Origin of the sequence: Streptomyces sp. MUSC 14 (assembly GCF_001866675.1) — a bacterium.
GTDB lineage: Bacteria > Actinomycetota > Actinomycetes > Streptomycetales > Streptomycetaceae > Streptomyces.
Genome location: NZ_MLYN01000049.1, coordinates 1 through 22,841 on the forward strand (window position 1 = coordinate 1; position 22,841 = coordinate 22,841).

Here is a 22,841-nt window from a genome sequence, read left to right on the forward strand (position 1 = left end):
ACACCTTATGGTGTGGGCCTTTCTGCGTTTCCGTGGCATTTTCCGGCGTCTATGCTCGACGGCATGCGCTATGACCTGATCGTCTTCGACAACGACGGAGTGCTTGTCGACAGCGAGCCCATATCCAATCGCCATCTCGCGGCCTATCTGACCGAGTTGGGGCACCCGACCTCGTACGAGGACTCCATCCGGGACTACATGGGCTCGGCCATGCACCGGATCCATGAGCTGGTGTTGGAGCGGACGGGGCAGCGGTTGCCGGACGACTTCGACGACGTCTTCCACGCGCGGGTGTTCGCCGCGTTCGAGCGGGAGTTGGCGCCCGTGGCCGGCGTGTCGGACGTACTGGAGAAGCTGGCCACGGACGGGGTGCCGTACTGCGTGGCGTCCTCCGGGAGTCATGCGCGGATCCGGGTGGGGCATCGGACGACCGGGCTCGACCGGTGGTTCCCGGAGGAGCGGATCTTCAGCTCGGAGGATGTCGGGCGGGGCAAGCCGGCGCCCGATCTCTTCCTGTACGCGGCGCAGCGGATGGGGGTGGCTCCCGAGCGGTGCGTGGTCGTCGAGGACTCCCCGCTGGGCGTGCAGGCGGCCGTGGCGGCCGGCATGGACGTCTGCGGGTTCACCGCGATGACGCCGACGGCCAAGCTGAGCGCTGCCGGTCAACTCTTCAGTGACATGGGCGAGTTGCTTGACCTGCTGATATGACCTGAGCCATCGGTCGGGGCCTGACAATTGTCATGCGGACCTCCGGACGATCGTTTCTACTGGTGGCCCCCCTGTGGCGGCGAAGCTGAGGGCATGACGAAGAACACGGGGAACCAGAGCCGGAACGAGCAGCGGACGCAGAACCCGAGCATGCTGGACAACTTCCGGCCGTTGCTCCTGGACGTGGCGGTGCCGCTCGGCTCGTACTACCTCTTCAAGGACGCCTTCGGGATGAGCACCTTCGCGGCGCTCGCCTGGAGCAGTGTGGTGCCGGCGGTGCGCACCGTGTGGAGCCTGGTGCGCGAGCGCAGGACGAACGCGCTGGCCGGTCTCATCCTGGTCGTCAACGTCGTCTCGCTGCTGCTGAGCTTCGTCTCCGGCGACCCCCGGCTGATGCTCGCCAAGGACAGCGGGGTCAGCAGTGTCGTCGCCATCGGCATCCTGGCCTCGGTCTGGCTCGGCAGGCCGATGATGACCGCGGGTATGAAGCCCTTCCTGGTGAAGGGGGACGTGGAGAAGGAGGCCGCCTGGGAGCGGCTGACGGCCGGGGGGCCGGCCGGGGTGTCGGAGCGGGCCGTGGCCTTCCGGAGGAAGGAGAAGGCGTTCTCGGTCGTCTGGGGGCTGGTGCTCCTCGCCGAGTGCGTCGCCCGGATCGTGGGCGCGTACACCATTCCCGTGGACACGATGGTGTGGCTCGGCAGTGTCATCCTGGTCGGTGCGATGGTGATCGGGTTCGTGGTCGGCGGTGGGCTGGCCGCCGGGCCGATGGACGAGATGCTCGCCGCCGAGGTGGCGGACGGCAGGGCCCGGCAGCAGGAGCAGCTCGCGGTGACCGCCGCCGCCTGAGCCGCCGGACGGCTCGATGAAGCTGAGGGAAATTCATCTTTGGCCGGATCTACCCACAGGTAGCCCGGGGCCCTACGCTCGCCGCCATGACTGATGTGCTGCGGCGCGGTAGGGCCTCGCTGGCGTTCGGCTTCTTCGCGCAGGGCGCCACCTTCGCGCTGCTCGTGACGCGGATCCCGGCCATCCAGGACCGGTACGGCATCTCCGACGCACTGCTGCCGGTCTTCCTGGCCGCCGTACCGATCCTGGCCGGGGTCGGCAGTGTGACCACGGAGCAGCTGGTGAAGCGCGTACGGCCGAGTCGGCTGCTGCGGTACTCCCAGCCGGTGGTGCTGCTGGCGTTGCTCGGGGTGGGAGCCGGCGGGCGGCTCGCCGAACTGGCGGTGGCGCTGGGCGCGTTCGGGCTCGCGGTGGGGGCGCTGGACGCCTCCATGAACATGCTCGGGGTGAGCCTCCAGCGGTCGTACGGGCGCAGCATCATGCTCAGCTTCCATGCCGCGTACAGCCTGGGCGGGATCCTCGGGGCCTCGCTGGCCTGGGTCGGGGCGCACTGGCATCTCGCGCTGTGGGTGTCGTATCTGCCGGTGGTGGCGGTGCTGCTGCCGGCGACGTTCGTGGGCAGCCGGTGGTACGTCGACGGGGAGCCGGCGGCCGTGGGGGAGGGGCAGGAGCAGGGGCAGGGCGCGGGGGTGGTGTTCAAGCTGCTGCTGCCGCTGTGTCTGGTGATGACCTTCGCCTATATCGGGGATTCGACCGTCTCCAACTGGAGCGCGAAGTATCTGAAGGACGTGCTGGGCAGCAGCGAGCAGCTGGCGACGGTGCCGTACAACGTGTACATGGTGACCACGCTGGTGGGGCGGGCGCTCGGGGACCTCGGGGTGCGGCGGTTCGGGGCCGTGGCGGTCGTACGGCTCGGGACGCTGGTGGCGGCCGGCGGGTTCGCGGTGGTGGCGTCGGCGCCCGGGGCGTGGGTCGGGATGCTCGGGTTCACCCTGCTGGGGCTGGGGTTGTGCGTGCTGGTGCCGCAGACGTTCGCGGCGGCGGGCAGGCTGTTCCCGGGGGCTTCGGACGCGGCCGTCGCGCGGCTGAACATCTTCAATTACGTGGGCTTTCTGGTCGGTTCGCCGTTGGTGGGTGCGCTGGGCGATGCGTGGAGCTATCGCGGGGCGATGCTGGTGCCGATGGTGTTGGTGCTGGTGACGCTGGGGTACGCCAGGTCCTTCGCGGCTCAACAGGACCGATACGGTGGCGGGCATGAGCGGCCGCGCACAGCTGATGTGGGACGAGGCAGTAACGGGCTATGACTTCGGCCCGGACCATCCGATGGATCCGGTCCGGCTGGCACTGACCCGGAAGCTGGTGGGCGCCTTCGGGCTCGACCGGGAGCTGGAGGTCGTCGCGGCGAAGCCGGCCGGCGAGTCGACGCTGATGCTGGTGCACCGCGAGGACTACATCGAGGCGGTGAAGGCCGCGTCGGCGGACCCGGCGGGGGCGCGCGGGGCGTACGGGCTGGGTACGGTCGACGATCCCGCGTTCGCCGGGATGCACGAGGTGTCCGCGCTGATCGCCGGGCAGTCGGTGGCGGCGGCGGAGGCGGTGTGGCGGGGGGACGCCGAGCACGCGGTCAACTTCGCGGGCGGGCTGCACCATGCGATGCCGGGCGGCGCGTCGGGGTTCTGCATCTACAACGACGCGGCGCTGGCCATCGCCCGGCTGCTGGAGCTGGGGGCCGAGCGGGTCGCCTATGTGGATGTGGACGTGCATCACGGGGACGGGGTGCAGGCCGCGTTCTGGGAGGATCCGCGGGTGCTGACGGTCTCGCTGCACGAGCATCCCCGCACGCTGTTCCCGCAGACCGGGTGGCCGGAGGAGGTCGGGGCGGGGGCCGGGGAAGGGTCCGCGGTGAACGTGGGGCTGCCGGCGGGGACCGGGGACGCGGGCTGGCTGCGGGCGTTCCACGCGGTGGTGCCGGAGCTGATCGCCGACTTCCGGCCGCAGGTGCTGGTGACGCAGCACGGGGCCGACACGCACTTCGAGGATCCGCTGGCTCATCTGGCCGTCTCGCTGGACGCGCAGCGGGCGGTGCAGGTCGCCTGTCATGAGCTGGCGCACGAGCACACCGACGGGAAGTGGGTCGCGCTCGGCGGGGGCGGGTACGCGGTGGTGGAGGTCGTGCCGCGGTCCTGGACACATCTGGTGGGAGTGGCCGCGGGCCGGCCGGTGGCGCCGGAGACGGTGATTCCGGAAGGGTGGCGCCAGGAGGTGTTCGCCCGGACCCGGCAGTTGGGGCCACTGCGGATGACCGACGGGCGGTGGCCGGTGAGTTGGGCGTCGTGGGACGCGGGGTACGACCCCGCCGACCGGCTCGACCAGGCGATCCTGGCGACCCGGCGGGCCGCGTTCCCGCTGCGTGGCCTGCTGCCGTAGCGGATTACGCCAACTGTGCGGAATTACCCTCGTTCCTGACTTGTCGTCACCCATGATGCGCGAGCATCTCAGCCGTGGTGACCGCCGAGGCTCTGTGTGCGCATCTGGTGGCCGTGCGGCTGGCCGGGGAGGTGGGGACCCCCCGGGAGGTCAGCCTGCGGAGTTATCGGCTGTTCGCTGCCCGGGATCCGCGCGTGTTGATCGGGATCGATCCCGAAGGGGTATGGAAACAGCCGGAATTGCTTGCGTTGATGTCGGAGAAGTGCGGTGTTTCAGCCGACCCGCAGCGCACTTCCGGTCTTGATGTGATCGATCCCGGGCGCACGGTGGCCGCGCTGGATGCCTTCGCCGAGCGCATCGGGGAGGCGGCCGGGCGCCGGGCCCCCGTGCTGTTCGGGACCGGGCACCCGCAGCGCCTGCTCGGGTTCTACGCCGGCTTGGCGGACGCGCTCTCGGCGGCGGGGTGTGAGGTGCTCACCCCCGCGCAGGGTCGCTGTGTCGACATATTGACCCGGTTCGGTCTACGTACCCATTACCTCGACTACGTACGAGGGGTTGCCTTGGTGCGGGAACCAGGAGGCGAGCGCCCCGGTTGTGAGCCGGGTGTCCACAGTCATTCTCCGCTGCCGGTTCGGGTCGTCCTGGAGGCCGCCGCAGCGGCCGGCGGACCGCTGCCCGCGCTCGTCGTCGGAGACCATGGCTGGGTCTGCGGTGCAGGTCAGCTGGGGTTCGAGGCCATTGGGCTCGGCGATGTCGACGATCCCGCGCTGTTCGTGGGAGAGGTCGAGGGGGCCCTGGCCGTCGCCGTTCCGGTTGATGACGGCGTGCGGTCCGCGTACTACCGCCCGCTTACCCGCTACGTACTCAAACGAGCGTGTCTGTCACAGTAGGCCAGCGATGGGTGCACCTCTTCCCCACTCGCATCACCCGCCCCTACATTGGGGAGTGAGCACGCAGCGACGAAGAGTCACCGGAAGGGGAAGCCGGTGGCCGTCGAGTGCGGAAGGTTCAGGTGTGTCATGGCAGCTGGCGAGAGGCCTCTGAACGAGGTCGTGTTCCTTACCGTGGCGGAAGTGGCCGCGGTGATGCGAGTGTCGAAGATGACCGTGTACCGGCTGGTGCACAGCGGTCATCTGCCCGCGATCCGGGTGGGGCGGTCCTTCCGCGTCCCGGAGCAAGCGGTACACGAGTACCTTCGCGACAGCTATGTGGGGGTGGAAACGGCCTGACAACGCCTCCGGAAAGATCCGGAGCACCCTCGATTACGACCTCAGCGCTCGGTTGGGTAGGCTAGCCCCTCGTAGGTCGTGTGGGCCCATGGCGCCCAAACAACCGAGTGATGAGAAGTGAGCGAGGGTAGTCGTGGGCTCTGTTATCAAGAAGCGGCGCAAGCGGATGGCCAAGAAGAAGCACCGCAAGCTGCTCAAGCGCACGCGCGTTCAGCGTCGCAACAAGAAGTAAGCGGCGCGCGAGAAGCGTGTCCCTGTGGCCTCCCATCCTGGTGGTGGGGGGCCACAGGCATGTCCGGACCGTGGCGCCGCGGTTCCGACCGGTGAAATTCCGTCACCTCATGCATCGGGGGGTCATCACAGCGCAACATCGACCCGCTAAGTTGGCCGCACGCACACCGTACGAGGGAAGGCGCTGATCTTGGGGAAGGTCGTGCTCGTCACCGGAGTGGCCCGGCAGCTGGGCGGCCGGTTCGTGCGGCGGATCCAGCGGGATCCGGAGGTCGACCGGGTGATCGCCGTGGACGCCGTGCCCCCGGCGCACCATCTGGGCGGGGCCGACTTCATCCGGGCCGACATCCGGCTGCCGACGATAGCCCGCGTGCTCGCCGAGACCGGCGCGGACACGGTCGTCCACCTCGATGTGACGGGCACGGCGCTGGGCGCCGGCAGCCGGGCCATGGTCAAGGAGACCAACGTCATCGGCACCATGCAGCTGCTCGGCGCCTGCCAGAAGTCGCCCGCCGTCAAGCGGCTGGTGATCAAGTCCAGTACGAACGTGTACGGCTCCGCGCCGCGCGATCCGGCCGTGTTCACCGAGACGACCTCGGCGAAGTCGCTGCCGAGCGGCGGGTTCGCGAAGGACACCGTCGAGGTCGAGGGGTACGTGCGCGGCTTCGCCCGGCGGCGCCCGGACGTCGCGGTGTGCGTGCTGCGGTTCGCCAACATCCTCGGGCCGGCCGCGGACACCCCGCTCGCCTCGTACTTCGCGCTGCCCGTGCTGCCGACCGTGTTCGGCTACGACCCGCGGCTCCAGTTCGTGCACGAGGACGACGTCGTCGAGGTGCTCCGGATCGCCTCGCACGAGCCGCGCCGGGGCACGCTCAACAGCGGCACGTTCAACATCGCCGGGGACGGTGTGCTGCTGCTCTCGCAGTGCTCGCGGCGGCTCGGACGGCCGACCGTGCCGTTGCTGCTCCCGGCGGTCACCTGGGCCGGTTCGCTGGTGCGTACGCTCGGTATGACGGACTTCTCACCGGAGCAGATCCGGCTGCTCACGCACGGGCGGGTGGTGGCCACCGGCCAGATGCGCGAGACGCTCGGCTTCACACCCCGGTACACGACGGCGGAGACGTTCGCGGACTTCGTACGCGGCCAGGGCCCGGGGCTGTTGCCGCCGGAGGCCCTCGCCGGAGCCGTCGACCGCATCGCCTCGCTGGCCGCCAAGGGCAGCGGTCACCTCCCCCCGCACGGCGCCAACTGAGGAGCGCAGCAACGATGGCGGACGCCAAGGTCATTCCGTTCGACGACGACCGGTCCCGCGGGGGTGCCGCGGCGCGCCCGGCGCGGCGCCGGGGGGTGGGCAGGCCGCGCGGCGGGTCGGACGATCCCGGGGAGCTGGGCGAGGTCCAGCCGCTGCCGGGACGGTCCCGGGTGCGGGAGGATGGGCGGGTGAGCCGCACGCAGGGACCGGGGGAGCCGGAGAAGCCACAGGATCCGCGGCCCGGTGCCGGAGGGCAGGGCGCGGGTCTGGAGCGGCGTGTGGCGGCGGGGCTGGCCTTCCTGCGGCGCCGGCTGACCGGGGACTACGACGTCGACGACTTCGGTTACGACGAGGAGCTGACCGACCAGGTCCTGATGTCGCTGCTGCGGCCGGTGTACGAGAAGTACTTCCGGGTCGAGGTGAAGGGCATCGAGAACATCCCGGCCAAGGGCGGGGCGCTGATCGTCGCCAACCACTCCGGGACGCTGCCCCTGGACGGGCTGATGATGCAGGTCGCCGTGCACGACCAGCACCCCGCGGACCGCCATCTGCGGCTGCTCGCGGCCGACCTGGTCTTCGTGCTGCCGGTCGTGAACGAACTCGCCCGCAAGCTGGGTCACACCCTGGCGTGCGCGGAGGACGCCGAACGGCTGCTGGCGCAGGGGGAGCTGGTCGGGGTGATGCCGGAGGGGTTCAAGGGGATCGGGAAGCCCTTCGGCGAGCGGTACAAGCTCCAGCGGTTCGGCCGGGGCGGTTTCGTCTCCACGGCGCTGCGCCAGGGGGCGCCGATCATTCCGTGCTCGATCGTCGGGGCGGAGGAGATCTACCCGATGATCGGCAACGCGAAGACGCTGGCGCGGCTGCTGGGCTTCCCGTACTTCCCGTTGACGCCGACGTTTCCGTGGCTGGGTCCGCTGGGCGCGGTGCCGTTGCCGACCAAGTGGACGATCCAGTTCGGCGAGCCCATCCCGACGGACGGATATCCGCCGGAGGCCGCGGAGGACCCGATGCTGATGTTCAACCTGACCGACCAGGTGCGGGAGCAGATCCAGCACACGCTGTACAAGCTGCTCGTGCAGCGGCGGTCGGTGTTCTTCTGAGATCTTCGTTCTTCTGAGCGTCTGTACGACAGCGGGGACGCCCGCTCGGGTTGGGCGTCCCCGCTGTCGTACCTCTCGCGGTGTCGTGCGGGCTAGTTCGTGTTCTCGCCGTCGATGCCCAGGCCCGGGAGGAGGCCGGGGAGGAGCGGCGGGAGGGTGACGTCCGGGGCGGCTGGGGTCGTGGGTTTGCTGGTGGGCGGGGTGCTGGTGCCGTTGCCGGTCTTCGGGGGGCCGAGCAGGCCACCGGTGTTGCCGCCGAGCAGGCCCTCGCCGTTGTCGCCGGTGAGCGAGCCGCTCGGGTCGTCCGTGCGGGCGTGCTTGCCCGTGGAGGGGGACGAGCCGGAGGAGCTGGGCGAGGCGGAGCCGCGGTGGGCGCCCGAGCCCGTCGCCGAGCCGGAGCCCTGGCGCGTGCCGGTGCCGGGGTGGGCCCCGGGCTTCGGGAGGCGGGCCTCCAGCGGGGCGACCTCTTGGTCTATGGCGGCGAACACCGACGTGACCTGCTCTTTGACGTCCCCGAGCTGCACCGGCAGCTTGCCGCTCAGCGCGCTCCACGCCTCGCGGTGGGACCGGGCGAAGGTCGACAGGGCCTGGATGGGGCCCAGGGAGCCCGGGTCGGCCACGTACGCCTCGTGGAGCAGGCGGTGGCCTTCGGTGACGTCGCGCTGCATGCCCGAGAGCGTGCGGCGGATCTCGCCGAGGGACTCGTGGTCGAGGTGTCCGCCGCGGCCTCGCTCCAGCAGCCGACGGGCCTCGCTGAGCCGGGTGGAGGCCTGGTCGAGGTAGGTCTGGCCGCGCTGGTCGTCGCCGTCGGACAGGTAGTTGAGCTTGAACTCCTCGATGCCGCGTTTGAGGCCGTAGAGGGAGTCACCGGGCAGGGCGTCCGAGCTGGCCGCGGCGACTCCGCCGAAGGCTCCCGCGGCCACGCCGACGCTGAGCCCGCCCGCGGCGAGCCCTTTGGTCAGCCGGCTGCGCGGGCGGAGTCTGCTCAGCGGGCTCGCCCGGTGTGCGCCCCTGGAGCGGGAAGATCGCTGTTCGGGTACCGACGCCTCCGCCGCTCCGGTGCCCTCCTGGAGCATGGCCTCCATCGCGGCCACCAGCTGGGCGCGCTGGACGACCTTGACCTCGGGGTCGAGCTGCGGCTTGGGCAGTGCGCCGAGGCCCGAGGCGAGGGCGAGCAGCTTGCCCTGCCCGGACTGGTCCTCGGTGTCCGGCGGTCCGCCCGCCGGTGCCGGCTGCTCGGCCGCCGTGTCCCGGTCGGACTGCTCATCCAGGGCCTGGGCGAAGGCGTTCGCCCGCCGGTGCGCCGATACGTTCGCGATCACTGGCGGCACCTCCTCTCGTCATCACGGTCGACTCCCCAGGGGGTCCTGAGGGTTGCACGCCCGTGACCGATCCACACGATCGAGTGATCAGGGTCGGCCAGGACGTGACCACAGGGAGCCTGTATCCCGCACAACGACTGGCGCGGCACTTGGGTTACGGACGGCGGAGAGGCGGATCGGAAAGACAACGGGCTTTCACGCAACGTGAGTTGGTGGTCGCCCGCGGTCGCGATCGGTTCAGCGCGCGTCGTCCGGCAGGAGCCGGGCGAGGGTGCGGACGGCGCGGTACTGGAGGGTCTTGATGGCACCCTCGTTCTTGCCCATGACGCGGGCGGTCTCGGCGACCGAGAGGCCCTGGAGGAAGCGGAGTGTCACGCACTCCTGCTGCTGGGGGTTGAGCCGGCGTACGGCGTCGAGCAGCGCGGCGTTCGACAGCGACTCCAGGACGGAGTCCTCCGGGGAGCGCTCGACCTCGTTGGCGTCGAGCATCTCGCCGGTGGTGACCTCCAGGCGGAAGCGGCTGGACTTGAAGTGGTCGGCGACGAGGTTCCGGGCGATCGTCACCAGCCAGGCGCCGAAGTCGCGGCCCTGCCAGGTGAACGTGCCGATCCTGCGGAGCGCCCGCAGAAAGGTCTCGCTCGTGAGGTCCTCGGCCGTCGCGCGGCCGCCGACGCGGTAGTAGATGTACCGGTACACCGTGTCGCTGTACTGGTCGTAGAGCCGGCCGAAGGCCTCGGCCTCGCCGGCCTGGGCGCGCTCGACCAGGTCCATCATCCGGGCGCTGTCGCTGTCGGCGGCCGGTCGGCGGGCGGTGGCCGCGCCGGTGGCGCGGCCGCGTCTGCCCACGGTGGCGCTGCCGTCGGCCAGTGCGTAGCACGGGCCAGCGGGCATGGCGGTGGCGAAGGCGGGGACGGCGTACGCGGTGGGGACGAGGCCGCGCAGCGTCTCTTTGACCGTTGCGAGTGTTGCGCGCAGCGTAGCCAGGCCCGAGGCGTCAACCCCGACGTGTGGGTACACGGGACTCCCAGAGGCAGAGCTTCCATCACGTGCAGTGCGGGACCGTTCACCCGTCGTAGCGACGGAGGGGTACCGGTTTGCGTCTGAGGAGAATAACGCTTCGTGCAGGCACTGCTACACCGAGTTGCTCAAATCATCGATTGCGTCGCTTCTGTTACCGATTGACGTCACATCAAGTGCCGTATCTTGATCGGTTGTTGATCGAAAACAGGCCTGTTTCGGTGAGGTACAGGGCGTGTTGAAATGGCCGCGGCATAATTCGGGCGCGCGGCCGGGTGACGGGTGCGGCTCGCGGTGACGGGCGCGGCGCGGTGGTGGAATGTGGCTCGGTGCCGGACGCCGGGACGGCTGGGGGGTGTCGTTCGGATCGTCCCGGCGTCGCGGGCCCTGGCACGCACTCGCCCGGGGGGCACCCCCATGACCTCGCTCGGGTCGGCCGGCGGGTGCCGTTCCTGGCAGCCGGCCTGATCCGAACGACATCCCCTAGCGGCGCCGTCGGCTGATCGCGATGGCGGCCGCCGTGCCGCCGGCGACCGCGCCGACGCCGGCCGCGGCGGGGATGCCCACCTTCGCGGCCTTGCGTCCGGTGCGGTAGTCGCGCAGGCGCCAGTCCTTCTCGCGGGCGTGCTTGCGGAGCTTGGCGTCCGGGTTGATGGCGTAGGGGTGGCCGACCAGGGAGAGCATCGGGATGTCGTTGTGGCTGTCGCTGTACGCGGCGCAGCGGGCCAGGTCCAGGACCTCCGCGGCGGCCAGCGCGCGCACCGCCTCCGCCTTCGCCGGGCCGTGCAGCGGCTCGCCGACCAGCCTGCCGGTGTAGACGCCGTCGACCGACTCCGCGACCGTGCCGAGCGCGCCGGTGAGGCCGAGGCGGCGGGCGATCACCTGGGCGATCTCCACCGGGGCCGCCGTGACCAGCCAGACCTTCTGGCCCGCGTCCAGGTGGGCCTGGGCGAGCGCGCGGGTGCCGGGCCAGATGCGGTCGGCCATGTACTCGTCGTAGATCTCCTCGCCGATCGACTCCAGCTCGGCGACCCGGTGGCCCTTGACGATCGACAGCGCCGAGTCGCGGGCGTCCTGCATGTGCTCGGGGTCCTCGACGCCGGCCAGCCGGAACCACGCCTGCTGCCAGGCGAACCGGGCGAGGTCGCGGGTCTCGAAGAACTTCCGCTTGTAGAGGCCGCGGCCGAAGTGGAACAGCGCGGCGCCCTGCATCACGGTGTTGTCGAGGTCGAAGAACGCCGCTGCCCTGGTGTCGCCGATGACGGGGAACTCCGGTTCCTCCGGTGCGCCCGGCGGAGCCTCCTGTGCGTCCTGCGCCTCCTGCGAGGACTTGCGGGCGGCCTCCGCCGAGGCCTCGCCTGCCAACACGCTCCGCGCCGTGGCGGAGCGCCTACGGGGAGTGAGCCATCCGAGAGCGGCCATGTCGTGAGCATAGCCAGTTTGTTCGGTGCTTCCGGAGTCGAGAGGTTGGAAGGGTGTGAACTCTCCGCTACCGGGCCGTTAAGGGGGCGGGGGAGGGGCGGGAGAATGGCCGGTATGAGTCCTCTCTTCCGACGCAAGGCCGCCCCGCACGAGCGGCTGATCACCCTCGTCCGCAAGCCGGGCTGTCATCTGTGCGACGACGCCCAGCAGGTGATCGAGAAGGTGTCCGGCGATCTGGGGGTGCCCTTCGAGCTGAAGGACATCACCCAGGACAAGGCGCTGCACGACCAGTACTGGGAGCAGATCCCCGTCGTACTCGTCGACGGTGAACAGCACACCTTCTGGCGCGTGAACGAGGAGCGACTGCGCCGCGCACTGACCGACTAGTCCAAACCAGCCCGAAAGTCGCTTAGGATCGACGGCGGTTTGGTCTCGGGGGCGGGATTTGTGAGGAGAGTGTGCGGTTTTGCCCCCAGTACCGAAGGAACGCGTGCGGGAGTGCGCCGGTTCCCGTCGAGGGCGCTCCGGTTGCGTGACCCCGGTCACTTCTGCCGGGCAAATCGGACACCATCTTTGTGCACGCGTTCACAAAGACATAGCCTGCATTCGACGGGGCGGTCTGGGGACGTATGACCGCCTACAGCCCCGCTCTACCCGCAGGAGCACCGTGGCAACTGGCCGAACACACCGACCGGCGACCCGTAGCCGAGGGATTCCCGAGGCCACCGTCGCCAGGCTTCCGCTGTACCTCCGCGCGCTGACCGCGCTGTCGGAGCGCTCGGTACCCACGGTCTCCTCCGAGGAGCTGGCGGCCGCCGCGGGGGTCAACTCCGCCAAGCTGCGCAAGGACTTCTCGTACCTGGGTTCGTACGGAACGCGCGGTGTCGGCTACGACGTCGAGTATCTCGTCTACCAGATCTCCCGTGAACTGGGTCTGACCCAGGACTGGCCGGTTGTCATCGTCGGTATCGGTAACCTCGGCGCCGCGCTGGCCAATTACGGCGGGTTCGCCTCCCGTGGCTTCCGGGTGGCCGCGCTGATCGACGCGGATCCGGCGATGGCCGGGAAGCCCGTCGCCGGCATCCCGGTGCAGCACACGGACGACCTCGAGAAGATCATCGAGGACAACGGGGTCTCCATCGGCGTCATCGCCACCCCGGCCGGCGCCGCCCAGCAGGTCTGCGACCGGCTCGTGGGCGCCGGGGTCACCTCCATCCTGAACTTCGCGCCGACCGTGCTGACCGTCCCGGACGGCGTCGACGTACGCAAGGTCGATCTCTCGATCGAACTCCAGATCCTCGCCTTCCACGAGCAGCGCAAGGCCGGCGAGGAGCCCGCCCTGGAGACCGCCGCGGGCGACGGCGCGCAGCCCGCGGCCGCCTCCCGCGAAGCGGCGCCGACCGCCGCGCCCGCCGCATCCGCCGACCAGGGACCCGACGGGGACGTACCCGCCGTGATGCCGGCATGAGCCTCCTCGTCGTCGGACTGAGCCACCGCAGCGCGCCGGTGAGCGTGCTGGAGCGGGCCGCGCTGAGCACGGACGCCCAGATCAAGCTGCTCCAGGACACGGTCGCCGCCGAGCCCGCCACCGAGGCCGCGCTGCTCGCCACCTGCAACCGCATCGAGCTGTACGCCGACGTGGACAAGTTCCACGCGGGTGTCGCCGAGCTGTCCACGCTGCTCGCCCAGCACAGCGGCGTCGGCCTGGAGGAGCTCACCCCCTACCTCTACGTGCACTACGAGGACCGGGCCGTCCACCACCTGTTCTCGGTGGCCTGCGGCCTGGACTCGATGGTCGTCGGCGAGGGGCAGATCCTCGGCCAGATCAAGGACTCCCTGGCCACGGCGCAGGAGCTGCACACCGCGGGCCGCCTCCTGAACGACCTGTTCCAGCAGGCGCTGCGGGTCGGCAAGCGCGCCCACTCCGAGACCGGCATCGACCGCGCGGGCCAGTCCCTGGTCACCTTCGGCCTGGAGCAGCTGGCCGCCGGGACCGAGGTCCCCGGCTGGGCGCGGGGCAAGAAGGCGCTGGTCATCGGCGCCGGATCGATGTCCTCGCTGGCCGCCGCCACGCTCGCGCGGGCCGGGGTCGACGAGGTCGTCGTCGCCAACCGCACCTTCGAGCGCGCCGAGCGCCTCGCGCAGATACTGACCGAGGCCGACGACAGCGCGGTCACCGCGCGCGCGGTCGGGATGAGCGCCGTGCCGGGCGAGCTGACACGTGCCGACGTCGTCGTCTCCTGTACCGGGGCGACGGGCCTGGTGCTCACGGCGGAGGCGGTCGCGCAGGCGGTCGAGGGCCGCACCGGGGAGCCCGCCGTCGCCGCTTTCACGGCCGTGAGGACCGAGGCCCCGCTGCCGGCCGCCGGCGCCGGCGACGAGAACTGCCCGCTGGACCTGGCCGCCGTACCGACCGGCTTCTCCGTCATGGGCGAGGCCGCCGTGGCCGGCATGGACGCGGCCACCCTGGAGCAGCACGCGGCCTGGGTCGCGGGAGGGACCATCGAGCGTCCCGGCCGCCGCAGCCCCGAGGCCGACGCCGAGCTGATCACCGCGCTCGCCGCGACCGTCGCCACGGTCGGCCGGATCCCCGAGCGGCGCAGGCCCGAGCCGCCGGCCGAGCGTCCGGCGCCCTTCTTCTTCCTCCTCGACCTGGCCATGCCCCGCGACATCGACGCGGCCGTGCACCGGCTGGCCGGGGTGCGGCTGGTCGACATCGAATCGCTCGCGGAGTCCTCGGCAGACGCCCCGATGGCGGCCGACGTGGACCTGGTCCGGCGTATCGTCTCCGACGAGGTCGCGGCCTTCGGCGCGGCACAGCGGGCGGCGCACATCACGCCGACCGTGGTCGCGCTGCGCACCATGGCCGCCGACGTCGTCGCCGGAGAGATCGCACGGCTCGACGGCCGGCTGCCCGACCTGGACGACCGCCAGCGCGGCGAGATCCGCCAGGCCGTGCACCGGGTCGTGGACAAGCTGCTGCACGCGCCGACCGTACGGGTCAAGCAGCTCGCGGCCGAGCCCGGCGGCGCCGGGTACGCGGACGCGCTGCGCACCCTGTTCGACCTCGACCCCGAGACGGTCGCCTCCGTCTCCCGGGCCGTGGACAGCACAGACACGAAGGACCGACCGGCATGACTGAGAAGGCACTGAGGCTGGGGACCAGGCGCAGCAAGCTCGCCATGGCCCAGTCCGGGCAGGTGGCGGAGGCCGTCCGTCAGGTGACCGGGCGGCCCGTGGAGCTGGTCGAGATCACCACCTACGGCGACACCTCCCGCGAGCACCTTGCGCAGATCGGCGGCACCGGCGTCTTCGTCACGGCGCTGCGCGACGCGCTGGTGCGCGGCGAGGTCGACTTCGCGGTTCACTCGCTCAAGGACCTCCCGACCGCGCAGCCGGAGGGGCTGGTCCTGGCGGCCATACCGAAGCGCGAGGACCCGCGGGACGTGATCGTCGCCCGGGACGCGCTGAAGTTCACCGACCTGCCGCGGGGCGCGCGCATCGGCACCGGTTCGCCGCGCCGCATGGCGCAGCTGAACGCGTACGCCCGCGCGCACGGCCTGGACATCGAGACGGTCCCGATCCGCGGCAACGTCGACACGCGCATCCGGTACGTCCGCGACGGCGAGCTGGACGCGGTCGTGCTGGCCGCCGCCGGACTGAACCGGATCGGCCGGAGCGACGAGGTGACCGACTTCCTGTCGGTCGACACGGTTTTGCCCGCCCCCGGCCAGGGGGCACTGGCGATCGAGTGCGCCGCGGACAACGCGTCGCTGATCGCCTCGCTCGGTGAGCTCGACGACCCGCTCACGCGGGCCGCCGTCACCGCCGAGCGGTCACTGCTCGCCGCCCTGGAGGCCGGCTGCTCCGCCCCTGTGGGCGCGCTGGCCGACCTCCTGGCCGACGGGCAGATTGTCAAGGAAATGCGCCTGCGCGGCGTCGTCGGCACGACCGACGGCACCCGCACGGTGCAGCTGTCCACCACCGGTCCCGTGCCCCAGACGGAGACCCAGGCGATCGCCCTCGGCCGCGCCCTCGCGGCCGAGATGCTCGCCCAGGGCGCGGCCGGTCTGATGGGGGAGCGAGCACAGTGAGCCCCACCGCCCTTACCGCCGGCCTCGATCACGGGCACGTCACCTTCCTCGGTGCCGGACCCGGGGATCCGGGACTGCTGACTCTGCGCGCCGTGGAGGCGCTGTCGCACGCGGATGTCCTGATCGCCGAGCACGAGGTGCTCGACGTGATCCGGACGCACGCGCGGCAGGGCGTCTCCGTCGTGCCGACGGAGGCTTCTTCCATGTCGCCGCCGGGCATGGGCACGCCGCAGCTCACGGTCGTTGACGGCACGTCAACAACCGCCGCTGCCCCGTCTCCTGCCCGGGATGCGGCTCATCTTGTCATGGAGGCCGCGCGGTCCGGCAGGCGGGTCGTCCGTGCGGTGTCCGGGGACCCGGGACTTGATACGTACGCGGCCGAGGAAATGCTCGCCTGCGCCTCCGCCGGGGTGCCCTTCGAGGTCGTCCCGGGCGTGGCGGCCGCGGTCGGTGTGCCGGCGTACGCCGGTGTGCCGCTGCGGGACGCGCAGGGCGCGGACGTCCGGTTCGTGGACGCCCGTACGGCCTCCGACCGCTGCTGGGCGGAGGTCGGCGCCTCCGACGGCACGGTCGTCGTCTCGACGACCCTCGACTCGGTCGCCGCGGCGGCGGGCGAGCTGGTCTCGGCGGGCCGCAAGCCGGACACCCCGCTGTCGGTGACGGTCGCCGGTACGACGACGCGCCAGCGCACGTGGTCCGCCACCCTGGGCACGATCGCGCAGACCCTGAAGCAGGCGAAGGTCCTGCCGTCGCCGGACGGCGGCCGGCCGGTGATAGCCGTGGTCGGCGAGCGTTCCGCCGCCGCCCAGCGCGACCAGTTGTCCTGGTTCGAGTCCAAGCCGCTGTTCGGCTGGAAGGTGCTCGTGCCGCGGACGAAGGAGCAGGCGGCCTCGCTCTCCGACCAGCTGCGGTCCTACGGCGCCGTGCCGCACGAGGTCCCGACGATCGCCGTGGAGCCGCCGCGCACCCCGCAGCAGATGGAGCGGGCGGTCAAGGGCCTGGTGACGGGCCGCTACGAGTGGATCGCGTTCACGTCGGTCAACGCGGTGAAGGCGGTCCGGGAGAAGTTCGAGGAGTACGGCCTCGACGCGCGTGCCTTCGCGGGCATCAAGGTCGCGGCCGTGGGCGAGCAGACGGCGAAGGCGCTGGTCGCCTTCGGCGTGAAGCCGGACCTGGTGCCGAGCGGCGAGCAGTCGGCCGCGGGCCTGCTGGAGGACTGGCCGCCCTACGACCCGGTCTTCGACCCGATCGACCGTGTCTTCCTGCCCCGCGCGGACATCGCCACGGAGACCCTGGTCGCCGGTCTGATCGAGCTGGGCTGGGAGGTCGACGACGTCACGGCCTACCGGACCGTGCGCGCCTCGCCGCCGCCGGCCGAGACGCGGGAGGCGATCAAGGGCGGCGGCTTCGACGCCGTGCTCTTCACGTCCTCCTCGACCGTCCGCAACCTGGTGGGCATCGCGGGCAAGCCGCACAACGTGACGGTGATCGCCTGCATCGGCCCGGCGACCGCGAAGACCGCCGAGGAACACGGCCTGCGGGTCGACGTCATGGCCCCGGAACCGTCGGTGCACAAGCTGGCGGAGGCGCTGGCCGAGTTCGGCATGAAGCGCCGCGCCGCCGCGGCGGAGGCCGGGGACCCGGTCACCCGGCCGAGCGAGCGCCGGCCGGGGGCCCGGCGGCGTCGTTCGACGACCTGACGCGGTACGGCGGAGTGCTCCTCGCCGGGGCACTCCGCCGGATCCTCTTCCTGGACGTCTCGTCGGGACTCCCGTGGCCGTGCAGGACGGTGTGGGCGGAACTGGATCTCGCCGGCCCCCATGCGTGTGTCTGCCATGCTGGCCGGTATGACTGAGGGGGATCGCGGCCGGCGGCGTGAGCGGACGGCCTGGATACGGCGTCGTGCCGTCGCGGTGGTGTTGACGTGCATCGGGGTGGGAGCGGCTGTACTTCATGTCCTGACGCCCGGCCTCAGGATCGACGGTGTCACGGTGATGCTGCTCGCCGTAGCGGTCGTGCCGTGGCTCGGAGACCTGTTCCGCAGCATCGAGGTGCCGGGTGTCGCCAGGATCGAGTTCCGGGACGTCGAACGCCGGGTCGAGGCCGCTCAGCGGACGGCGGACGCGGCGCTCGTCGGTGACGGCCCCGAGGGCGTGGCCGCGGATGACACCGCCGCCTGGGAGACGGTCGAGGAACTGGCCACCGAATACGTGGCCGTGCGCCTTGAGCAGCGCAGCGGTGCGGCACGGACGCGTCGCATGGACCAGATCTTCGCCCGGATGGTCCGCGCGACCCAGCGTGTGGACGACTTCGACACCGGCGAGCTGCTCCGCTCCCGGGACGCCGGACGGCGCCTGGCGGCCTACGCGCGCCTGTACGCCCTGCCCGAGCCCGGACTGCTGAGCGAGCTGGTCGAGGCGGTGGCCGGCGAGCCGCTTCCGTTCAACCAGTACTGGGGGCTTCGGGCTGTCGGGAAGGGTGTGGAGGACGCGGGAGCTGACGGCGTTCCGCCCGGCGTGGTCGGTCGCCTGCAGGAACTCCGGTCCCGGGTGCTCCTGCGCAGCGACCGGGGCGAACTGGTGGACGGGATCCTCGCGGATCTGGGTGGCGGACGCTGAACGGCGGACGGGTGCCGCCTCGCACCCGTCCGCCGCATGTGCCGGTCAGGCGATCAGGCCGCCGTCCCGCCCGCGTAGTCGCTCGCGAACGTCGTCTCGATCGTCTGGGCCACCGGCTGGGCGACGCCCGTGCCGGTGAGGATGATGCCCAGCTCCCGGTTGTTGCTGAGGGAGTTGCTGCTGATGTTCATGGAGCCGGCCTCGACCGCCTGGGTGGACAGGCCGTAGTCGGCGACCATCGCCTTGGCGTGGATGTAGAAGCCGTTGGGGTCGGAGTAGCCGACCACCGTGCCGCCCGCCGCCTTGATCGCGGAGACCTCGCTGGAGTAGCTGGCGGGGTCCTCCAGGACCACGCGGACCTTCACGCCGGCCTTGGCGCGGGCCACGATCGCGTTGACCACCGTGCTGTCGCTGAACTCGAGCTCCTGCACGTCGAGGGTCTTGGTCGCGGAGTTGACGAAGGAGACCAGGCGGCTGCGGGCGTCCGTGGGGGACCAGAGCAGGTGGTCGCCGTCGCCCGGGGTGACCGAGGTGCCGGCGTAGTCGGCGTCGAAGACCTTCTCGATCGCGGCCACGTCGCGGGTGTCGTCGGTGAAGACGCCGTAGTCCCGGCCGGTGGTGTAGTACTGCGAGGTCAGGTTGCCGGTCAGCACCAGGGACTTGGTGCCGTCGACCGTGATCGTCTTCTGGTGGGTGTAGGTGAAGGAGGCGGACGACCAGACCACGCCCACGCCCGCGCCGGTCAGCGTCGTGTAGGCGGAGTTGTTGGCGGACTTGTGCTGCCGGTCGAGCACGACCCGGACCTTGACGCCCTTGTTCTCCAGGGCCACGAGGTCCTTGACCGCGGTGGTGTCCTCCAGCTCGTACATCGTCATGTCGAGCGAGCTGGTGGCCGAGTTGATGAAGTCGTAGATCTGGGGCTGGCTGGTGGTCCGGGAGAAGGCGAACGCCGAGTAGCTCGCCGCGTTCGCGGGTACGGCGGTGGCGACGACGGCGGCGCCGGCGGCCAGGGCTATGCCCGTGCGGGTGAGGGCCTTCCACAGCATGCGTGACTCCTGGGGTGAGCTCACGGAGGGGTTGGTGCCATGTCGCGTGCATGACACCACGCGCGTAGAACGCTGGGGAGGCCGCCGGTTCCAGAGACAGCCAGGGGAGCGCAAAGACTTCGTATCCGGGGGCCGCTATGCCCGTGAATGCGATGTCTGTGGACCCTCTGTGCGCCGCTTGCCGGGCCGACACCGTGTTGGCAAAGGCGGTCGCCGGGCGGGCGTAGCGTAGACGGCATGACGAAGTACGGATCTTTTCCCGGTACGCGTCCCCGGCGGCTGCGGACCTCGCCCGTCATGCGCCGGATGGTCGCCGAGACCCGCCTGCACCCCGCCGACTTCATCCTCCCGGCGTTCGTTCGCGAGGGCGTCGGTGAGCCGGTGCCGATCGCGGCGATGCCCGGGGTCGTGCAGCACACCCGGGACAGCCTGAAGAAGGCCGCGCTGGAGGCCGTGGAGGCCGGGATCTCCGGGATCATGCTGTTCGGCGTGCCGGAGGAGTCGAAGAAGGACGCCCTCGGGACGCCGGGCACCGACCCGGACGGGATCCTGCAGGTCGCCATCCGGGACGTGCGCGCCGAGGTCGGCGACGACCTGCTCGTCATGTCCGACCTGTGCCTGGACGAGACCACCGACCACGGGCACTGCGGCGTGCTGGACGCCGAGGGCCGCGTCGACAACGACGCCACCCTGGAGCGGTACGCCGAGATGGCCCAGGTCCAGGCCGACGCCGGAGCCCATGTCGTGGGCCCCAGCGGGATGATGGACGGCCAGATCGGCGTCATCCGTGACGCGCTCGACCAGATCGGGCGCGAGGACGTGGCGATCCTCGCCTACACCGCCAAGTACTCGTCCGCCTTCTACGGCCCCTTCCGCGAGGCCGTCGCCTCCTCGCTGACCGGGGACCGGAAGACGTACCAGCAGGATCCCGCCAACTGGCGTGAGTCCCTGCGGGAGTTGGAGCTGGATCTGGCCGAGGGCGCCGACATGGTCATGGTCAAGCCGGCCGGGCCGTACCTCGACATCCTGGCCCGGGTCGCGGACTCCGTGGACGTGCCGGTCGCGGCGTACCAGATCTCCGGTGAGTACTCGATGATCGAGGCCGCCGCCGAGAAGGGCTGGCTGGACCGGGACCGGGCCATCTTCGAGACCCTGACGGGCATCAAGCGGGCCGGCGCCCGCACCATCCTCACCTACTGGGCGACCGAGGCCGCGCGGAAGCTGCGCTGACCGCGACCGACCTGCCGGGCTCACCAGTCGGCGATGTCGCCCAGGCTCTGCTGCCAGTACGTCACCGTCAGCGAGCTGTCGTAGTAGAACCCCTTCGCCGGCAGGGCCGGGGTCGCGGTGGCGCCGCCGTCGCTGTTGGGGGTCATGCCCTGGAACATCAGCGTCAGCCTGCGGGCGGTCGTCCCGCCCTCGCCGCTGCCGTCGCCGGCCGACAGCCGCACGCTCGCGTACCCCGACTCGCCCGGCTTCAGGGTCGTCACCGCCTGCGGCTGGGTGTCCTTGTCCGCCTGCGGCGCCCACTGCATCTCGTCGAAGCGCACGATCGGGTAGTACGTCAGCTCGCAGGTCCTGCGGCCCGTGTTCGTCACCGTGAGCAGCATGTGGTTCAGGGGGCGGCTCATCGGCCGGGCGGTGACGTGGGTGTTCGCGCCGTTGCACAGCACGGGCGAGGAGCCGGACGAACCGGAGGTGCCGGAAGATCCGGTCGTGGTTCCGCTGCCGCCGGTCCGCGAGCCGCCCGCCGTGCTGCCCGACGTGCCGCCCGACGTGTGGGTACGGGTCGCGTGCGTACCGGCGTTCGTCCCTCCCGCGGCCTTGTCCGGCGTCGGCGCCGCCGTCGCCGTCGGTGACACCGAGCGCGAGGCGCCCTCGTCCTTCGTCCCCGTCCCGTCCGCACCGCACGCGCTGAGCGCGAGGGCGGTCACCGCGGTGCCGGCGGCGGCGAGCAGACGGATGTGGCGCATACGCATGGCAAGTCCTCTTTCGGGCTGGGCCTGTTGACGTGTTTGGATGAGTCACAGCCTGTGCGCCGTCCCGTCCCGGCGGCCAGTGATCACGGCCGATCCGGGACGCCGGAACGCCGGAACAGGCATTGACCTGCGGAAACAATCCCTGCCTGGAACGCCGGGCTGGGACGAGGGGGGAGGGGGAGAAGGTGGCGGACGTCAGCACGGGGAGCGGTTTCGCGGATCTCCTGCGGGAGTTGAAGAACCGCTCCGGCCACAGTTACGGAACGCTCGCCAAACGGCTCCACATGAGTACGTCGACGCTCCACCGCTACTGCAACGGGGACGCCGTACCGGCCGACTACGCCCCCGTCGAACGCCTCGCCCGCCTGTGCCGGGCGACGCCGGAGGAGCTGGTGGAGCTGCACCGCAGGTGGGTGCTGGCGGATGCGGGGCGGGGGAGGAGGGAACCGGCGCCGGTCCAGGAGACAGCGGCGGTGGCGGCGGAGCCGGTGGCGGACGAGGTGCCGGAGGCGGTGCCCGTCCAGGGGCCCCGGGAACTGGTGCCGCCGGTGTCGGACATCCCCGGGCCGGCGCCGGCCGACGGGCCCCGGTCCTGGCTCCGCCCCCGGCGCCGTACCCGGACCGTCCTCCTCGCCGCCCTCGCCGTCACGGCCCTGCTCGGTACGGCGGCGCTCGCCCTCACCCTGCCCTCCGGCGGGGCGGAGGCGGACGCCGAGGGTGCCGGGCCGGGGGCCGCGGCCGGCACCGGCCCGGCCTCGGTACGGCAGCACACGCCGACGGCCGGTGCCCCGCACGCCCCCGGCTCCGCCCGCGGGGCGTCCGCCTCCCCGTCCGGCGCCTCCACCGCCGGCGCCCCGTCCGACGGCGGCCCGAGCGCCTCGCACTCCGCCCCCGGCGCCGCCGACGGGGCGGACACCGCCGCCCCGCCCCTCGCGGTCACCACCCACCCCTACTCCTGGGAGAGCCCCTGCTCCCAGCACTATCTGATCGACCGGGCGCCGAGCGACGTCTCCCCGCCGCCGCTGGAACAGGACGCGCCCGCCTGGGTGGCCGTGCACAAGGCGGTGTCGGCGGGGGAGCAGTACGTCACGCTCACCGTGCAGGGCACCGGCGGGGACACCGTCGTCCTGGAGGGGCTGTCCGTGCGCATGGCGGGCCGGCGGGCGCCGCTCGCCTGGAACGACTACGCCATGGGCTATCCGGGCGTGGGCTGCGGCGGGGGCGTGCCGACGCGCTCCTTCACGGTCGCGCTCGACGCCCTGCGCCCCCAGGTCGTACCCGAGTCCGGCCACCAGGGCTTCCCGTTCAAGGTGAGCCGGACGGACCCCGAGGTCATCTACGTCACGGCCGACGCGTCGGCGTACGACGTCAGCTGGTACCTGGAGCTGGCGTGGTCCAGCGGGGGCCGGCACGGCACGCTGCTGATCGGGGACGAGGGCCGGCCGTTCCGCACCAGCGGCGACAACGGGCGGCCCGCGTACGCCTTCCCGCTCGGCGGCGACGCCTGGAAACCGGCGACGCAGACGAACTGACCCCGGCCCCCGGACGCC

22 protein-coding genes are annotated in these 22,841 nt (G+C 71.5%); 17 read left to right on the forward strand and 5 right to left on the reverse strand.

The window, feature by feature from the left end; all coding sequences use genetic code 11:
- Positions 1–63: 63 nt before the first annotated feature.
- The 9 genes from BIV25_RS29655 (at position 64) to BIV25_RS29690 (ending at position 7,793) form a co-directional block, all read left to right on the forward strand.
- Complete coding sequence (locus BIV25_RS29655; RefSeq protein WP_071375613.1) at positions 64–708, forward strand: HAD family phosphatase; 645 nt, start codon at positions 64–66, stop codon at positions 706–708.
- A gap of 93 nt (positions 709–801) precedes the next feature.
- Positions 802–1,554: a VC0807 family protein gene (locus BIV25_RS29660; RefSeq protein WP_071375531.1), complete on the forward strand. Its 753-nt coding sequence runs from the start codon at positions 802–804 to the stop codon at positions 1,552–1,554.
- An 86-nt stretch (positions 1,555–1,640) separates the two neighbouring features.
- Positions 1,641–2,858, forward strand: coding sequence for an MFS transporter (locus BIV25_RS29665; protein WP_071375532.1), 1,218 nt, complete (start codon positions 1,641–1,643; stop codon positions 2,856–2,858).
- Positions 2,809–3,981 carry an acetoin utilization protein AcuC gene (locus BIV25_RS29670; protein WP_071375533.1) on the forward strand — a complete coding sequence of 391 codons (1,173 nt, stop codon included), beginning with the start codon at positions 2,809–2,811 and terminating at the stop codon, positions 3,979–3,981. Before BIV25_RS29665 ends, BIV25_RS29670 begins: the two co-directional genes overlap by 50 nt.
- Before the next feature lie 74 nt (positions 3,982–4,055).
- Entirely contained in the window at positions 4,056–4,871 is an 816-nt protein-coding gene (locus BIV25_RS29675) for a phosphatase (protein ID WP_071375534.1), read from the forward strand.
- Between the two features lie 129 nt (positions 4,872–5,000).
- On the forward strand, positions 5,001–5,210 hold the full coding sequence (locus BIV25_RS29680; RefSeq protein WP_177235464.1) for a helix-turn-helix domain-containing protein: 210 nt from the start codon (positions 5,001–5,003) through the stop codon (positions 5,208–5,210).
- A gap of 133 nt (positions 5,211–5,343) precedes the next feature.
- A complete protein-coding gene (locus BIV25_RS47865) occupies positions 5,344–5,442 on the forward strand; it encodes a 30S ribosomal protein bS22 (protein ID WP_003948845.1) in 99 nt (32 codons plus the stop codon).
- Positions 5,443–5,631: 189 nt separating this feature from the next.
- Positions 5,632–6,693 carry an NAD-dependent epimerase/dehydratase family protein gene (locus tag BIV25_RS29685; protein WP_071375536.1) on the forward strand — a complete coding sequence of 354 codons (1,062 nt, stop codon included), beginning with the start codon at positions 5,632–5,634 and terminating at the stop codon, positions 6,691–6,693.
- A gap of 14 nt (positions 6,694–6,707) precedes the next feature.
- Positions 6,708–7,793, forward strand: a complete 1,086-nt coding sequence (locus tag BIV25_RS29690) for a lysophospholipid acyltransferase family protein (RefSeq protein WP_071375537.1) — start codon at positions 6,708–6,710, stop codon at positions 7,791–7,793.
- Positions 7,794–7,885: 92 nt separating this feature from the next.
- On the opposite strand, the gene BIV25_RS29695 is transcribed toward BIV25_RS29690, so the two are convergent.
- The 3 genes from BIV25_RS29695 to BIV25_RS29705 all read right to left on the reverse strand — a co-directional run bounded on the left by BIV25_RS29695 (position 7,886) and on the right by BIV25_RS29705 (position 11,554).
- Complete coding sequence (locus BIV25_RS29695) at positions 7,886–9,115, reverse strand: DUF5667 domain-containing protein (RefSeq protein WP_071375538.1); 1,230 nt, start codon at positions 9,113–9,115, stop codon at positions 7,886–7,888.
- A 237-nt stretch (positions 9,116–9,352) separates the two neighbouring features.
- Entirely contained in the window at positions 9,353–10,132 is a 780-nt protein-coding gene (locus BIV25_RS29700) for an ECF subfamily RNA polymerase sigma factor, BldN family (RefSeq protein ID WP_071375539.1), read from the reverse strand.
- A gap of 483 nt (positions 10,133–10,615) precedes the next feature.
- Positions 10,616–11,554 (reverse strand): HAD family phosphatase, encoded by a 939-nt coding sequence (locus BIV25_RS29705; RefSeq protein ID WP_079176967.1) that lies wholly within the window; start codon positions 11,552–11,554, stop codon positions 10,616–10,618.
- Positions 11,555–11,659: 105 nt separating this feature from the next.
- On the opposite strand from BIV25_RS29705, the gene BIV25_RS29710 reads away from it, so the two are divergent.
- The 6 genes from BIV25_RS29710 (at position 11,660) to BIV25_RS29735 (ending at position 18,266) form a co-directional block, all read left to right on the forward strand.
- Entirely contained in the window at positions 11,660–11,941 is a 282-nt protein-coding gene (locus tag BIV25_RS29710; protein WP_177235465.1) for a glutaredoxin family protein, read from the forward strand.
- Between the two features lie 280 nt (positions 11,942–12,221).
- Positions 12,222–13,022, forward strand: a complete 801-nt coding sequence (locus BIV25_RS29715; RefSeq protein WP_071375542.1) for a redox-sensing transcriptional repressor Rex — start codon at positions 12,222–12,224, stop codon at positions 13,020–13,022.
- Complete coding sequence (locus tag BIV25_RS29720) at positions 13,019–14,692, forward strand: glutamyl-tRNA reductase (protein WP_071375543.1); 1,674 nt, start codon at positions 13,019–13,021, stop codon at positions 14,690–14,692. Before BIV25_RS29715 ends, BIV25_RS29720 begins: the two co-directional genes overlap by 4 nt.
- Positions 14,689–15,648, forward strand: coding sequence for a hydroxymethylbilane synthase (gene hemC / locus BIV25_RS29725; protein ID WP_071375544.1), 960 nt, complete (start codon positions 14,689–14,691; stop codon positions 15,646–15,648). The genes BIV25_RS29720 and hemC overlap by 4 nt, the downstream gene beginning before the upstream one ends.
- Entirely contained in the window at positions 15,645–17,348 is a 1,704-nt protein-coding gene (locus BIV25_RS29730; RefSeq protein ID WP_071375545.1) for a bifunctional uroporphyrinogen-III C-methyltransferase/uroporphyrinogen-III synthase, read from the forward strand. The genes hemC and BIV25_RS29730 overlap by 4 nt, the downstream gene beginning before the upstream one ends.
- Positions 17,349–17,495: 147 nt before the next feature.
- The gene (locus BIV25_RS29735) at positions 17,496–18,266 is read left to right on the forward strand and encodes a hypothetical protein (protein ID WP_143076723.1); all 771 of its coding nucleotides are present in this window, start codon (positions 17,496–17,498) and stop codon (positions 18,264–18,266) included.
- Positions 18,267–18,319: 53 nt separating this feature from the next.
- On the opposite strand, the gene BIV25_RS29740 is transcribed toward BIV25_RS29735, so the two are convergent.
- Positions 18,320–19,312, reverse strand: a complete 993-nt coding sequence (locus tag BIV25_RS29740; RefSeq protein ID WP_071375547.1) for a phospholipase D-like domain-containing protein — start codon at positions 19,310–19,312, stop codon at positions 18,320–18,322.
- A gap of 237 nt (positions 19,313–19,549) precedes the next feature.
- On the opposite strand from BIV25_RS29740, the gene hemB reads away from it, so the two are divergent.
- Positions 19,550–20,542 (forward strand): porphobilinogen synthase, encoded by a 993-nt coding sequence (gene hemB, locus BIV25_RS29745; RefSeq protein WP_071375548.1) that lies wholly within the window; start codon positions 19,550–19,552, stop codon positions 20,540–20,542.
- A 20-nt stretch (positions 20,543–20,562) separates the two neighbouring features.
- Here the strand turns inward: hemB and BIV25_RS29750 are convergent, their stop codons facing one another.
- Positions 20,563–21,291, reverse strand: coding sequence for a DUF4232 domain-containing protein (locus BIV25_RS29750; protein ID WP_177235466.1), 729 nt, complete (start codon positions 21,289–21,291; stop codon positions 20,563–20,565).
- Positions 21,292–21,476: 185 nt separating this feature from the next.
- On the opposite strand from BIV25_RS29750, the gene BIV25_RS29755 reads away from it, so the two are divergent.
- The gene (locus BIV25_RS29755) at positions 21,477–22,823 is read left to right on the forward strand and encodes a helix-turn-helix transcriptional regulator (protein WP_071375550.1); all 1,347 of its coding nucleotides are present in this window, start codon (positions 21,477–21,479) and stop codon (positions 22,821–22,823) included.
- Positions 22,824–22,841 lie beyond the last annotated feature (18 nt).